The sequence below is a fragment of the Streptomyces sp. NPDC020917 genome (assembly GCF_044333795.1).
Classification (GTDB): domain Bacteria; phylum Actinomycetota; class Actinomycetes; order Streptomycetales; family Streptomycetaceae; genus Actinacidiphila.
The window spans coordinates 1-16,220 of record NZ_JBIRRR010000016.1; the positions used below are offsets into that span (position 1 = coordinate 1).

A 16,220-nucleotide genomic window follows, 5' to 3' on the forward strand; every position below is an offset into this window, starting at 1 on the left:
TCGATCCCCCGCCGGCTGGCCAGCACCACATCCCGCACCCCGTACGAGGCCACCAGATGCCGCGCCACCACACCACCGAGCAGACCCGTACCACCCGTCACCAGCACGGCACGTGACGCATCGACCGGGCGCGGCAGCCGCAACACGACCTTGCCCACATGCCGCGCCTGCGACATGAACCGCAACGCCTCACCAGCCCGCCGCACATCCCACACCCGCACCGGCAACGACCCCAGCACACCCCGCTCGAACAACCCCACCAACTCCCGCAGGATCACCCCGACACGCTGCGGGTCCGCCCTCGCAAGGTCGTAGGCCCGGTAGACGACGCCTGGGTGCTCGGCTGCAACGGTCTGCGGGTCGCGGATGTCGGTCTTGCCCATCTCCAGGAACCGGCCGCCGCGCGGCAGCAGCCGCAACGACGCGTCCACGAACTCCCGCGCCAGGCAGTCCAGTACGACGTCGACTCCGTCGCCACCGGTGGCAGTCATGACGGCGTTCTCGAAGGCGAGGGTGCGGGAGGAGGCGATGTGGTCCTCGTCGAAGCCCATCTCCCGGAGCGTGTCCCACTTCCCCTCGCTGGCGGTTCCGAACACCTCCGCACCCCAGTGGCGGGCCAGTTGCGTCGCCGCCATACCCACACCACCGGTCGCGGCGTGGATCAACACCCGCTGCCCGGATGTGAGTTCGCCGAGGTCGGCGAGACCGATCCACGCGGTGAGGAACACCGCCGGGACGGCGGCCGCCTGCTCGAAGCTCCACCCCGCCGGCATCGGGACGACGAGCCGCTCGTCCACCACCGCCAGCGGGCCGAAGGACTCCGGCAGCAGGCCCATCACCCGGTCCCCCACCACGACACCCTCGACACCCGGCCCGACCTCGGCCACGACACCCGCGCCCTCGCAGCCGAGCGATTCCTCGGTGCTGACCAGGCCCAGACTCACCACCACGTCACGGAAGTTGACGCCGGCCGCGCGGATCTCGACGCGGATCTGGCCGGCGGCGAGGGGCGCCTCGGCCGTGGGATTGGGTGCCAGGGCGAGCCCGTCGAGCGTCCCTCCGGAGGCGACCAGCCGCCACGCGCCCTCGGCGGGCGGCACCAGACCCCCGCCACCGGCAGGCGCCCGCACCAGCCGCGGCACCAGCACCTCACCACCGCGCACCGCCACCTGCGGCTCACCCCCCGCCACCGCCACGCCGAGGGCCAGGTCGAGAGCAGTGGCCGTCTCCACCGCGTGGTCGGTGTCGACCAGCAGGAACCGCCCGGGATTCTCGGCCTGCGCGCTGCGCACCAGACCCCACACCGGGGCATTCACCAGATCAGCGACGGACTCACCCGCGTGGGTCGCCACCGCACCACGGGTCACCACAACCAGCCGCGACCCGGCGAACCGCTCCTCGGCCAGCCACTCCTGGACCAGACCCAGAGCACTGCTCACCGCGTCCCCGACCGCGCCCGGCACATCGTCCGGGGCCGAGGCGGCGGGAGCCTGGGGCAGGACCACGGCTACGAGCGGCGGAACGGGCTGCGGGGCGCTGGCAAGCGCGGCGAGGGCCGCCGTCCCCGGCACGAGGACGCAGTCGGCCGCGGCCGGGTCGCTCTCCGCCGAAATGGCCCGTATCCAGTCGACGCGGAACAGCCCGTCGACCGCGCCCGAGCCGGCGCCGCGCAGCTCGTCGCCCGCTATTGCGCGCAGCACGAGGGACGCCACGGACAGCACCAGGGCACCCGCGGTGTCGGTTACCGTGACCGCCACCGTGTCCGGTCCCGACGCCCGCAGCCGCACCCGTACGGACGTCGCGCCGACCGCACCCAGGACCACGTCGGACCAGGCGAACGGGAGTCGCACCGGTGAGCCGTCAGGGTGTTCCAGCAACACGGCCTGGAGCGCGGCGTCAAGCAGGGCCGGGTGGATGCCGAACCGGGCCGCGTCCTTGACCGCGGCCTCCGGCAACGTCACCTCGGCGTAGAGGTCGTCGCCGTCGCGCCATGCTGCACGCAGGCCCTGGAATGCCGGCCCGTAGCCGTAACCGGCCTCTGCTGCCCGCTCGTAGAAGCCGTCGACAGGAACGGGTTCAGCACCTGGCGGTGGCCACGCCGTGAGCGCGTCCAGGGTGTCCGCGGTGCCGTCGAGCAGCGTGCCCACGGCGTTCCGCGTCCACGGCTGGTCGCCCGGCGCGCCGTTGTCCATCCGGGAGTGAATGGCGAGTTCGCGCCGGCCGTCCGCGTCCGGCGCACCGACGGCCACCTGCACCTGCACCCCGCCGGTCTCCGGAACGACGAGCGGCACCTGAAGCGTCAACTCCTCGACCCGGCCGCACCCCACCTCATCCGCGGCCCGCAACGCCCACTCCGCCAGAGCAGCCCCCGGCACCAGAACCGTGCCCTCCACGCGGTGATCACCGAGCCACGCATGCGCCGCCAGCGACAACCGCCCGGTCAGCACCACCTGATCCGACCCCGCCAGCCGCACCACCGCACCCAACAGCGGGTGATCGACCGGCTCCTGCCCGAGCCCACTCGGATCTCCGGTACGACTGCTCTCGCCGGTCAGCCAGTAGCGCTCGTGCTGAAAGGCGTAGGTGGGAAGGTCCACGCGGTGGGCGGGGGTGCCGGCGAAGACCGCCCGCCAGTCCACGGGCAGACCGCGGACCCAGCCCTCCGCCAGTGAGGTCAGGAAGCGTTCCTGGCCGCCCTCGTCGCGACGCAGCGTGCCCAGCGCGACGGCATCGGAACCCGTGTCCTCAAAGGTCTCGGCCAGGCCGACCGCCAGCACCGGGTGGGCACTGGACTCCACGAAGTAGCCGAACCCATCGGCCAGTAGGGCCCGGACGGTCTCATCGAAGCGCACCTCCTGACGGAGGTTGGTCACCCAGTACTCGGCATCAAGGGCCGTCGTGTCGAGCTTGCCGCCGGTGACCGTCGAGTAGAACGGGATACTTGAGGACGTCGGCGTGATCCCGGCCAGCGTCTCCACGACCTCATCACGGATCGCATCCACCTGCGCGGAATGCGAGGCGTAGTCGACATCGATGCGACGCGCCCGCACACCGTCGCCCTCGCAGGACGCCAACAGCTCATCCAGAGCATCCACTTCACCGGATACGACCGTCGAAGAGGGCCCGTTCACCGAAGCGACGGAGATCCGGCCGTCCCAGCCCGCGATCCGCTCCCGCACCGCCTCAGCCGGCAGAGCCACCGACACCATCCCACCACGGCCGGACAACGTCCCGCGAATGGCCCGCGCCCGCAGCGCCACCACCCTCGCCGCATCCTCCACCGACAACGCACCCGCCACGCACGCCGCCGCAATCTCACCCTGACTGTGACCAATGACCGCCCCAGGCTCCACACCCACCGACCGCCACACCGCCGCCAGCGACACCATCACCGCCCACAACGCGGCCTGGACAACCACAACATCGTCAAGGGCGCCCGCCCGAATCGCGTCAACGACGGAGCAGCCCAAGTACGGCTCCAGCGCCGCATCACACTCCGCCAACCGCGCAGCGAACACCGGCGACGAGTCGAACAACCCCACCGCCATACCCGCCCACTGCGACCCCTGACCCGGGAACACGAACACCACCCGGCCGGGATCCCGCATCACCGCGCCCGACACGACGTGGGCGGCGGCTTCGTCGCCGGCCAGAGCGACGAGGCCGGCGACTCCAGCGGTGAGGTCGGGGGCCAGCACCACGCTGCGGTGCTCCAGTGCGGTGCGGGACGTTGCGAGGGAAAAGCCGATGTCCGCCGGGGGGTTCTCGTCGCCGCCGGCCTCGACGAAGGCCGCGAGGCGCTCGGCTTGGCCGCGCAGCGCCGCGGGCGACCTCCCGGACACCACCCACGGCGCCACCGCGAGCGACCCCAACGCACCGGCGTCCGGAATGACTTCGGCAGTGTCGCCAGCCGTCGCCAGGGCCTTCGGCTCCTCCAGGATCACGTGAGCGTTCGTCCCGCTGATGCCGAACGACGAGACGGCGGCCCGCCGGGGGCGGTCACCCGGGGTCCAGTCCAGGGCGTCGGTCAGCAGCTCCACCGCGCCGCTGGACCAGTCGACGTGCGGTGTCGGCTCGTCCACGTGGAGGGTCTTGGGCAGCACGCCGTGGCGCATCGCCTCGACCATCTTGATCACGCCCGCGACACCCGCGGCGGCCTGCGTGTGCCCGATGTTCGACTTCACCGAGCCCAGCCACAACGGCTGTTCGCCGGCCCGCTCCTGCCCGTACGTCGCCAGCAGCGCCTGCGCCTCGATCGGGTCGCCCAGGGCGGTGCCGGTTCCGTGTGCCTCGACCGCGTCCACGTCGGCCGCCGACAACCCGGCGCTGGCCAGCGCGGCCCGGATCACCCGTTCCTGCGACGGCCCGTTGGGCGCGGTCAGCCCGTTCGACGCGCCGTCCTGGTTGACCGCGGAACCCTTCACCACCGCCAGCACGCGGTGGCCGTTGCGGCGGGCGTCGGAGAGCCGTTCCAGCAGCAGGACGCCGACGCCTTCACCCCACCCCGCGCCGTCTGCCGCCGAGGAGAACGCCTTGCTCCGGCCGTCGGGCGCCATGCCGCGCTGCCGGCTGAACTCGACGAACACCCACGGGGTCGCCATGACGGTGACGCCTCCGGCCAGGGCGAGCGAGCACTCTCCCGACCGCAGCGCTTGCGCGGCCAGGTGCAGGGCGACCAGCGACGACGAGCACGCCGTGTCCACCGTCATCGCCGGGCCCTCGAACCCGAAGGTGTAGGACACCCGGCCGGAGGCGACGCTGCCCTGCGTGCTGGTGACGGCGTAGCCCTCGAGTTCCTCGGGGCGGTCGCCGGTGGAGCCGTAGTCGTGGTGCATGACGCCGGTGAAGACACCCGTCGCGCTGCCCCTCAACGCACCCGGGTCGATCCCCGCCCGCTCCAGCACCTCCCACGACGCCTCCAGCAGCAACCGCTGCTGCGGATCCATCGACAACGCCTCACGCGGAGACACCCCGAAGAAGCCCGCATCGAACTCCCCCGCGTCATAGAGGAATCCACCCTCACGCGCATAACTCCGACCCACCACACCCGGATTCGGATCGAACAACTCCTCCACGTTCCACCCGCGATCCACCGGGAACCCCGACACCGCATCACCACCCGAAGCAACCAGCGACCACAACTCCTCAGGCGAACCCACACCACCCGGATACCGGCACGCCATCCCCACGATCGCCACGGGTTCATTCGCTGCGTCGTCCGGGCCGGAGGCCCGGTGTGCCGCATCCGCCGGGGCCACGGCGGTGGCCTGTCCGGCCCGGTCGACGGGTGCTGCGGTGTCGGCGCCCAGCACGAGGGTGCGGAGGAAGCCGGCGAGTGCCTGGGGCGTCGGGTAGTCGAAGACGAGGGTGGCGGGGAGCCGGAGGCCGGTGGACGTGGCGAGGGCGTTGCGGAGTTGCAGGGCGGTCAGCGAGTCGAAGCCGAAGTCCTTGAAGCTGCGGCGTACGGAGATCGTGTCGGGCGTCGGCAACGCCAGGACGGCGGCGGCCTGTTCGCGGACCAGGTCGAGCAGGAGCTTGTCCTGCTCCTGCGGGTCGAGGACGGTGAGGCGGTGCTGAAGGTCGGTGGCGTGGTCGGCCGGTGCCGCGGTCGCGGCGGTGCGGCGTGCGCGGACCAGGCCGCGGAAGGCCGGTCGCAGGGCGCCGCGGGCGGCCTCGTTGCGGAGGGCGGCCAGGTCAAGGGAGACGGGGACGAGGCAGGGCCCGCCGGTGGCGGTTGCCGCGTCGAAGAGGGCCAGGCCGAGGTCCGCGGGGAGCGCCGTGACGCCGGAGGCGCGGAGCCAGGCGAGGTCGCCGTCGTCCAGGTGGGCGCCCATGCTGCCGACCTCGGACCACAGGCCCCACGCGAGGGAGTGGGCGGGCAGGCCCTCCGCGTGGCGGCGGGCGGCGAGCGCGTCGAGGAAGGCGTTGGCGGCGGCGTAGTCGGCCTGGCCGGGGTTGCCGAAGGTCGCGGCGATGGAGGAGAAGAGCACGAACAGCGTGAGGTCCATGTGGCGGGTCAGCTCGTGCAGGTGGACGGCGGCGTCCACCTTCGGCGCCAGCACGCGGGACAGCTGGTCGTCGGTGAGGGACAGCACGAGTCCGTCGTCCAGCACGCCGGCCGCGTGCACCACACCCGTCAGCGGCCGGTCGGACGGAACGGCGTCGAGCAGCGCGGCCAGCGCCCGCCGGTCCGCCACGTCGCAGGCGACGATCTCGACGGTCTCCGCGCCGCCGGCGAGGAGCCGTGCCGTGAGTTCGTCGGCGCTGTCCGTGCCGGGGCCGCGGCGGCTCGTGAGGACGAGGTGGCGGATGCCGTGCTCGGCGACGAGGTGGCCGGCCAGGAGGGAGCCGAGGGCTCCGGTTCCGCCGGTGATCAGGACCGTCCCGTGCGGGTCGGCCAGGGGGCTGCCAGAACCGGGAGTGCCGTCGGCGCCCGGGGCGCCGGTGCCGCCGGTGACGGCGACGGGCGCGGCCCGGACCAGCCGGGGCAGCCGCATCTCGCCCTCACGCAGGGCGAGATGGGTCTCGTTCTGCGCCACTGCGGTGGCGACGGCGGCGGCCATCGCGTCCCGGGACGCGGTGCTGTCGTCGGTGTCGACCAGGACGAGGCGGCCCGGGTGCTCGGACTGGGCGCTGCGGATCAGGCCCCAGACGGGTGCGGTGGCCAGGTCGGTGACGTCCTCGCCAGGTGCGGTGGACACCGCGCCGCGGGTCACCACCACCAGCCGCGAGCCGCTCAGCCGCTCGTCGCCGAGCCAGGTCCTGAGCAGGTCCAGGGTCTCGGCGGTCGTGGCCCGGGCGCTGGCGGGAAGCGCGGCGTCGACTGAGGTACGGGCCGTCGTCCCGTTCGCGTCGTCGCTGCCGTGCGCGCCGAGGCGGACGAGGGCGGTCCGCGGGGCCTCGGCGTCACCGGCGTCGATGCGGGCGAGAAGCTCCGCGACGTCGGCCACGCCGTTGTCGCCGCCCTCGGGTCCGATGGTCAGCCATGTGGTCGCGGGCTGCGCGGTGGGCGCGGGCTGCCAGTCGAGCCGGAAGAGCGCCTCGTCGGCGGGCGTGCCCAGGCGACCGGCCCTGCTCAACTGCTCCTCGCTGACGGGCAGCAGGGTGAGGGAGTCGATCGACGCCAGCGGCGCACCGGTGGCGTCCGCGAGGGTCAGGGCGACCGTGTCGGGGCCGAGGGGCGTGACGCGGACGCGTGCCGCGGCGGCGTGGACGGCGTGCAGTGCCAGTCCGCGCCACGCGAACGGCAGCCGCAGCCCGTCGACATGGGCCAGCGAGATGTGCAACGCGGCGTCCAGCAGGGCGGGATGGACGCCGTACGCACCGGCGTCCTCGGCCTGCTCGTCACCGAGGGCCACCTCGGCGTAGAGGTCGGAGCCGGACCGCCACGCCGCGCGGACGCGGCGGAAGGCGGGGCCGTAGCCGTAGCCGATCGCGTCCAGGCCCGCGTAGAACTCGGCGACGGCGACCGGCCGGGCGTCCGCCGGGGGCCACGCGGTCAGCGGTTCGGGGGTGGCGGGCGCGTCCGGGGCGAGGACGCCCGCCGCGTGCCGCGTCCACGGGCCGGCGTCGGCGTGGGCGTCGCTGCCGCCGCGGTCGGGACGGGAGTGGACCCGCAGGTCGCGGCGGCCGGCCGCGTCCGGGGCGGCGACGGTGAGCTGCACCTGCACGCCGTCCTGGCCGTGCAGGATCAGCGGGGCCTCCAGGGTGAGTTCCTCCACCTGGGGGCAGCCGGTCAGCTCGGCCGCGTGCAGGGCGAGTTCCGCGAAGGCCGCACCCGGGAGCAGCACCGTGTCCAGGGCCGCGTGGTCGGCGAGCCACGGGTGGGTGCGCAGCGAGATCCGGCCGGTGAGCAGCAGGGTGTCCTCGTCGGCGAGCCGCACGGCCGCGCCGAGCATGGGGTGGCCGGTCGCGGTCAGGCCGAGGCTGCCCACCTCGACGCCGGTGCCAGCGGCCGGCTCCAGCCAGTACCGCGCGCGCTGGAAGGCGTAGGTGGGCAGGTGGACGCGCCGGCCGTCGGGCGCGGGCAGCAGCCGGGTCCAGTCCACGCCGGGCAGGCCGCGGACCCAGCCCTCGGCAAGGGAGGTAAGGAAGCGGCCGGGGCCGCCCTCGTCGCGGCGCAGCGTGCCGAGGGCGACGGCGTCGGTCCCGGCGTCCTCGAAGGTCTCCTGCATGGCGGGGGTCAGCACGGGGTGGGCGCTGTTCTCGACGAAGAACCGGAAGCCGTCGTCGAGGAGTGCGCGGACGGCGGCCTCGAAGTCGACCGGCCGGCGGGTGTTGTCGAACCAGTAGCCGGCGTCGAGCCGCCGCGGGTCCAGCGGTCCGCCGGTGACGGTCGAGTAGAAGGGGACGTCCCCCTCGGCGGGGGTGACGTCCGCGAACATCCGCAGGATGCGGTCGCGCAGCGGGTCGACCTGGGCGCAGTGGGACGCGACGGTGGAGCCGATGACGCGGGCCCGGATCCCGTCGTCCTTGCAGGCGGCGACGAACGCGGCCAGCGACGCCTCGTCCCCGGCGACGGTCTGCGCGGTGGGCCCGTTGCGTCCTGCCGCGGTGAGGCGGCCGTCCCAGGCGGCGAGCCGCTCCTCCAGCGCGTCGGCGGTCAGCGCGACCGAGGCGACGGCGCCGTTGCCGACGAGTTCCTCGGCGAACAGGGCACTGCGCAGGACGACGACGCGCACGGCGTCGGCGAGGGTGAGGGCACCGGCGACGCAGGCCGCGGCGATCTCGCCCTGGCTGCTGCCGACGACCGCGCCCGGCTCTACGCCCGCAGCACGCCACATCGCGGCCAGCGACACGTTGACGGCGAACAGGACGGGCTGCAGGACTTCGATCAGGTCAAGCGACGGCGCGCCGGGCGCGTCGCGGACCACGTCGGCGGCGGACCAGTCGACATAGGCGGCCAGTGCGCTCTCGCACTCGGCGAAGCGGTGGGCGAACACCGGTGAGGTGTCGAGGAGTTCGGCGGCCATGCCGCGCCACTGCGAACCCTGGCCGGGGAAGACGAAGACGGTCCGTCCGCGCAGGTCCGCCGCGCCGGCGACGGCGTTCGCGGTGGGAGCGCCGCCGGCGAGCGCGGCCAGCGCGCCGCGCGTGCCCTCCGGATCCGCGGCGAGCACGACGGCCCGGTGTTCGAGGACCGCGCGGGTGGTCGCCAGGGCGTGGCCGGTGGCGGCGCGGCCCCGTTCGGTGGCAGCGGGCCCGTCGTCGTCTCCGGTACCGGCCGCCCAGTCGGCGAGGCGGCCCGCCTGGGCGCGCAGCGCGGCGGGCGACTGACCGGACAGCGGCCACGGCACGGCGGCACCGGTCACGACGGGGAGCGGCTCCGGGTGCACGGCGGCACTGCCGGTGAACGGCGCGGCGTCGGGCGCGGACGCCGGGGACGGCTCGGACGCCGTTCCGGCCCCGTTCGCGGCCTGGGCGTTCCCCGCCACGGAAGCGGGTGCGGCGTCGGGCCCGGACTCCGATGCTGGTGCGGGCTCCGGCTCGGCCTCTTCGAGGATGAGGTGCGCGTTGGTGCCGCTGATGCCGAACGACGAGACGCCCGCGCGGCGCGGCCGGTCTCCGCGGGTCCACGCCACCGGCTCGGTGAGAAGGGTGACGCCGCCGGACCAGTCGACGTGCGGCGAGGGGACGCCGGCGTGCAGGGTGCGGGGCAGTTCCTCGTGGTGCAGGGCCAGCACCATCTTGATCACACCCGCGACACCGGCCGCGGCCTGGGTGTGCCCGATGTTGGACTTGACCGAGCCCAGCAGCAGCGGGCGGTCCTCCGCGCGGCCCTGCCCGTAGGTGGCGAGGAGCGCCTGGGCCTCGATGGGGTCGCCGAGCCGGGTGCCGGTGCCGTGCGCTTCGACGGCGTCGACCTGGGCGGCGGTCAGCCGGGCGTCGGCGAGCGCGTCGCGGATCACCCGCTCCTGGGAGGGCCCGTGCGGCGCGGTCAGGCCGTTGCTCGCACCGTCCTGGTTGGTGGCGGATCCGCGGATCAGGGCGAGCACCTGGTGGCCGTTGCGGCGGGCGTCGGACAGCCGCTCGACCACCAGCACGCCGACGCCCTCGGCCCAGCCGGTGCCGTCGGCGGCGGCGGAGAACGCCTTGCATCGGCCGTCGGGGGACAGCGCGCCCTGCCGGCTCAGCTCGACGAACATGCCCGGCGTGGACATGATCGTGACGCCGCCGGCGATCGCCATGGCGCACTCGCCCGAGCGCAGCGAGCGGATCGCCCAGTGCAGCGCGACCAGCGACGACGAGCAGGCCGTGTCGAGCGTGACGGCCGGCCCTTCCAGCCCGAGGGTGTAGGCCAGCCGTCCCGACGCGACGCTGGTCAGCGTGCCGGTGAGGCGGTGGCCCTCCACGCCGTGGGCGCCGTACTGCAGTTGCGGCCCGTACTCCTGGAACATCGCGCCGAAGAAGACGCCGGTGCGGGTGCCGCGCAGCGACAGCGGATCGATGCCGGCGCGTTCCACCGCCTCCCACGAGGTCTCCATCAGCAGCCGCTGCTGCGGGTCCATGGCCAGGGCCTCGCGCGGTGAGATCCCGAACAGCCCGGCGTCGAAGTCCGGTGCGTCGCCCAGGAATCCGCCGTGCCGGACGTAGCTGGTGGCCGACCGCTGCGCCTGCGGGTCGTAGAGGCGCTCGACGTCCCAGCCGCGGTTGCCGGGGAAGTCCCCGATGACGTCCCGGCCGTCCGCGACGACGTCCCACAGCGCCTCGGGCGAGTCGACGCCGCCGGGCAGCCGGCAGGCCATGGCGACGATGGCGACGGGGTCGTCGTCGGTGTCGGGTCGGCCGGACGGCGGGACGGGCGTGTCGGTGGCGGCGGGCCCGTCCAGCAGGGCGCCGCGCAGGAAGCGGGCGAGCGCGGAGGGCGTGGGCTGGTCGAAGAGGACGGTGGCGGGCAGCGCCACCTCGGCCTGCTCGGCGATCTGGTTGCGCAGCTGCACCGACAGGTGCGAGTCGAACCCGAGGTCCTTGAAGGTGTGTTCGGGGTCGAGCGCGTCGGGCGACGGCTGGCCGGCGACGGCCGCCGCGTGCGCCAGGACGAACCTGAGGAGCGTGGTGTCCTGCTCGGACGGGCGCAGGGCGGCCAGCCGTGCGGCGAAGGAGGAGGCGGTGAACGGCGAGGCGGAGGAGGCCGGTTCGCCGGTGCCGTCCTGGCCCTGGCGCAGGTCGTGGCCTTCGCCCGGGTCCTGGTCCGGGGTGCCGGTGACGGGCAGCCGCGGTGTGGGGCGCCGCGGGGTGCTCGCGGTGTCGACCCAGTGGCGGCGGCGCTGGAACGCGTAGGTGGGCAGCTCCACATGGGCGCCGGGCGTGCCGGCGAAGACGGCCTGCCAGTCGACCGGCAGGCCGCGCACCCACCCCTCGGCCAGGGAGGTCAGGAACCGCTCCTGGCCGCCTTCGTGGCGGCGCAACGTGCCGAGGGCGACGGCGTCGAACCCGGCGTCCTCGAACGTCTCGGCGAGGCCCACGGCGAGTACGGGGTGCGGGCTGGACTCGACGAAGTACCCGAACCCGTCGGCCAGCAGGACGCGGACGGTCTCGTCGAACCGCACCTGGCGGCGGAGGTTGGCCAGCCAGTAGGAGGCGTCCAGCTCGCGGGTGTCGAGCCTGCCGCCGGTGACCGTGGAGTAGAACGGCACGTCGGAGGCGGCCGGCGTGATGCCGGCGAGGGCGTCCAGCAACTCCTCACTGATCGCGTCCACTTGGGCGGAGTGCGACGCGTAGTCGATGTCGACGCGACGGGCGCGGATCCCGTCGCCCTCGCAGGCGGCCCGCAGTTCGGCCAGCGCGTCCAGGTCGCCGGACACGACGGTGGACGAGGGACCGTTCACCGACCCGACGCACAGCCGGTCGCCCCAGCGGGCGATGCGGTCCATGACGGCGCCGACGGGCTGCCCGACGGACAGCATCCCGCCGCGTCCGGACAGCGTCGCGCGGATCACCTTCGCGCGCAGCACGACGACCTTCGCGGCGTCCTCGACCGACAGGGCGCCCGCGACGCAGGCGGCCGCGATCTCACCCTGGCTGTGGCCGATGACGGCACCCGGCTCGACGCCCACCGACCGCCACACCGCGGCCAGCGACACCATCACGGCCCACAGCGCCGCCTGGACGACGAGCACGTCGTCCAGGGCGCCCTCACCGATGGCGTCGACGACCGAGCTGCCGAGGTGGGGGGCCAGTGCAGCGTCGCACTCCCCCATCCTGGCCGCGAACACCGGTGAGGAGGCGAGGAGTTCCATCGCCATGCCCGCCCACTGCGAGCCCTGGCCCGGGAACACCAGGGCCACCCAGCTCCCGCCGGCGCGCACCGCGCCGCTCACCAGGCCGGCCGCGGGCATGCCGGTGGCGAGCATGCCGAGCGCGCCGCCGGCGTCGGCGGGTTCGGCGGCGAGGACGACGCCGCGGTGCTCGAACGCCGCACGGGAGAGGGCGAGGGCGCGACCGACCGGGCGCAGTCCGGGCGCACCGCCCGCCGCGCCGGACAAGGCGTCGGCGCAGGCGTCCGCGACGGGCAGGAGCCGCTCGGCCTGGCCGCGCAGCGCGGCGGCGGAGCGCGCGGACACCGGCCAGGGCACGAGCCTCAGGTCACCGAGGGGTCCCCGCTCGCCTGCGGGCTGGGCGGGGCCTGTTGCCGTGCGGGGGGTGCCGTCCGCCGCGGGTTCGTCGGAGGACGCGCCGCCGGGAGCGGTGAGCGCGGGCCGTTCGCCCACCACCACATGGCAGTTGGTGCCTCCCATCCCGAAGGAGGAGACGGCGCCCAGCAGCGGCCGCTCGGCGTCGGGCCAGCCGGTCGCCCCGTTCCCGGTGTGCACCTTCAGGTGCAGGTCCGCCAGCGGGATCCCGGGGTTGGGGCGGCGGTAGTTGAGGCTCGGCGGGAGCGCCCGGTGCTGGACGCTGAGGACCAGCTTGAGCAGGCCGGTCACGCCCGCTGCGCCTTCCAGGTGGCCGACGTTGGTCTTGACCGAGCCGACCGCCAGCGGCGCCCGCGGGTCGCGCTCCGCCCCGAGGACGGCGCCGAGCGCCCGAGCCTCGACCGGGTCGCCGACGCGGGTGCCGGTGCCGTGCAGTTCGACGTACTGCACCTGCGACGGGTCGACCCCGGCCTGCCGGTAGGCGCTGCGCAGGAGGTCCTCCTGGGCGGCCTGGTGGGGGGTGGTGAGGCTCGGGCCGCCGCCGTCGTTGTTGACCGCGCTGCCGAGCAGCACGCAGCGGATGGGGTCGCCGGCGGCGACCGCGTCGCTCAGCCGCTTGAGGACGAGGACGGCGCCGCCTTCGCCGCGGACGTAGCCGTTGGCGCGCTCGTCGAAGGTGAAGCACCGCCCGTCGGGCGACAGCGCGCCGAAGGCGGTGATCCGCTCGGTGGTCTCCGGCACGAGGTTGAGGTTCACGCCGCCGGCCAGGGCGACCCTCGACTCGCCGCTGCGCAGGCTCTCGCAGGCGAGGTGGACCGAGACGAGCGAGGAGGACTGCCCGGCGTCGACGGTCAGGCTCGGACCGCTCAGGCCCAGTGCGTAGGAGATGCGGTTGGCGACGAGGCTGCGGTGCAGGCCGGTGAGGGTGTGCGCGGTGGCAGGGCCCGTGCGGGCGCTGAGGGTGGCGTAGTCGTCGGCGATGACGCCGAGGAACACACCGCAGGTTCCGCTCCGTTGCTCCCGAGCCGCAGCGGTCCCGGACCGGGAGGCGGGGTGGAGGGCGGCGATGCCGGCGTCCTCCAGTGCCTCCCAGCCGAGTTCGAGGGCGAGCCGCTGCTGCGGGTCCATGAGGGCGGCCTCGCGGGGCGTGACGGCGAAGAACTCCGCGTCGAAGCCCTCGATCCGCTCGGCGTCGATGAACCCGCCGCGCTCTGGGCGCCGTTCCTGGTCGCCGTCCACCGGCCAGCGCGGGCCGGCGAGTTCGGTCACGGCGTCGCCGCCGCGCCGCAGCAGGTCCCAGAACGCCGCCGGGTCGGCGGCTCCCGGCAGCCGGCAGGAGACCCCGATGACGGCGATGGGTTCGCCCGGTCCGGCAGGGTCGCCGCCGTGTCCGTCCAGCGAATTCCTGTCGGCACTTGTGTCCGCCACCAGTACGTCAGAGCTCCTTTGGAATCCCACGACCAGGGGGTGGTGCAGGCCGCACGGAAACACAAATGTTTCACCGCCCGGACGGAATGCGGAGTGCGCGTCCCGATCACTCGGTTTACCGCTCTCCGCGCGCCGTCGTCCGCGTGATTCCGGAGGGGGCGGGCGTGGACCGTTTCCTGATCCCATCAGGGCAGAACAGGCCCGTCAACCGGGGTCCCGGACCCCCCCGACCCCTACCGCCTGAGGGGTCCCCCCTAAAGCGCCGCTCCCACCCCCTATGCCTATTCTGGGGTTCGGTCCGCTGCCGCACGCTGTTACCGTCCACTGGCGATCGAAGTCGGCAAAAAACCTGCCTTATTCGCGGCGTGAACAAAAGGCCGACTCCAAGGCCGCGCCATACGCTGGGAGCCTCGCGTGACCGATTCCGTTGTGTCGCTCAGCCCGCCGTCGGCCGCCGACGGAGGCGGTGAACTGTTCGCGTGGCTGCGCCGTATGCGCGACGACCGTCCGGTGTTCCGTGACGACAACGGCAGTTGGCACGTGCTGCGGTACGCGGACGTGCAGCGGGTGCTGTCGGACCCGGCCGACTTCTCCTCCGACCCGACCCCGGTGTCGCCGAAGGCGGCGGAGATCGCCCGCGGTGACCTGGCGCAGATCGACCCGCCCGAGCACCATCATCTGCGCCGCGGGATCAGCCGGGTGTTCACGCCGCGGACGGTGGCCGCACTGGAGCCTCGGATCGCCGAGATCGGCCGCGAACTGCTCGACGCCACGGTGGACATGGAGCGGTTCGACCTGGTGCGGCATCTCACCCACCCGCTGCCGGTGATCGTGATCGCCGAGCTGCTGGGCGTGCCCGCCGAGGACCGGCCGATCTTCCGGCACTGGGCGGACCGCATCATCGCCGCCAAGATCGTCGGCATCGACCTGCCGGAGAACTACGAGCGGCTGCGGACCGCGATCGAGGAGATGGACTACTACCTCGACGGCATGCTGGAGGAGCGGCGGGCCCGGCCGGGTGACGACCTGCTCAGCAAGATGGCCACCAGCGAGGTGGACGGCGAGCCGATCTCGTCGGAGGAGGCCGTCAACTTCGCCCGGCTGCTGCTGATCGCCGGCCACATCACGACGACGATGATGCTGAGCAGCTCGATCCTGTGCTTCGAGGAGCACCCGGAGGCGGCCGCGGCGCTGCGCGCCGACCGCTCCCTGATCCCCGCCGCGCTCGAGGAAGTCATGCGGTACCGGCCGCCGTTCACCATCACCGGCCGGTACACGACCCGGGACGTGGAGATCGGCGGCGTGGTGATCCCGGAGCGGTCGATCGTCATCCCGTGGCTGGCGTCGGCCAACCGCGACGAGCGGCAGTTCGACGAGCCGGACCGGTTCGACATCACCCGCACGCCCAACCCGCACCTGGCGTTCGGCAAGGGGATCCACTTCTGCATCGGCGCGCCGCTGGCCCGGCTGGAGGGGAGGGTGGCTCTCAACCTCCTCTTCGACCGCTACCGCGACGTGCGGCTGGACCGCACCGATCCGCTGGAGTTCTACGACCGCAACTTCTTCGGGGTGAAGTCGCTGCCGGTCTCGGTCGTCCACGCCTGACCCTCGGCCCGGCTCCGCCGGCCCGCCCCTCCCCCCCTGTGCCCGCTGTCCCGACCGCCTTCACGACCACCGGAGCAGACACGATGACCGACGAGGAACGGGCCAAGTGGCTCATTCTCGAGCACTGCCGGATGATCAATGACGGCAACGTGGAGGGCCTGCTGCAGCTGTACGCCGAGGACTGCACCTTCGAGGACCCGGTGGGCAACGGCAAGCAGCACGGCCTGCACGCGCTGAGCCAGCGCGCCGCGGCCGCCGTCTTCTCCGGCGCCTTCGAGGACGCGGCCATGCCGGTGGCGTCGAAGGACGGCCAGTGGGCGTCGGTTCCGATGATCTCGACCTTCAACTACCTGCCGCTGGCCGGCCCGGCGATGGCCGAGTCGGGCCTCCTGCCCGCCACCCCGCCGGAGGACCCGGAGGAGAAGATGATCCGGGTCAAGATGGTCATGACGATCCGCGTCAACGCGGTCGGCCTGGTCGACCGGATGATGGCGCTCTACGGGAGCTCCGACGTCACCGTCATCGAGAGGAAGTGACGCGGTGCACCGGACCGCA

At 73.8% G+C, this 16,220-nt stretch carries 3 protein-coding genes; 2 read left to right on the plus strand and 1 reads right to left on the minus strand.

The annotated features are described in order from the left end of the window. The coding region (locus tag ACH4TG_RS28590; RefSeq protein ID WP_398245425.1) for an SDR family NAD(P)-dependent oxidoreductase at window positions 1–14,060 on the minus strand (14,060 nt) is incomplete at its 3' end. A gap of 414 nt (window positions 14,061–14,474) precedes the next feature. On the opposite strand from ACH4TG_RS28590, the gene ACH4TG_RS28595 reads away from it, so the two are divergent. Together ACH4TG_RS28595 and ACH4TG_RS28600 are read left to right on the plus strand one after the other, a co-directional pair. Then, window positions 14,475–15,665, plus strand: coding sequence for a cytochrome P450 (locus ACH4TG_RS28595; RefSeq protein WP_398245426.1), 1,191 nt, complete (start codon window positions 14,475–14,477; stop codon window positions 15,663–15,665). An 83-nt stretch (window positions 15,666–15,748) separates the two neighbouring features. Then, on the plus strand, window positions 15,749–16,201 hold the full coding sequence (locus ACH4TG_RS28600; RefSeq protein WP_398245427.1) for a nuclear transport factor 2 family protein: 453 nt from the start codon (window positions 15,749–15,751) through the stop codon (window positions 16,199–16,201). Window positions 16,202–16,220 lie beyond the last annotated feature (19 nt).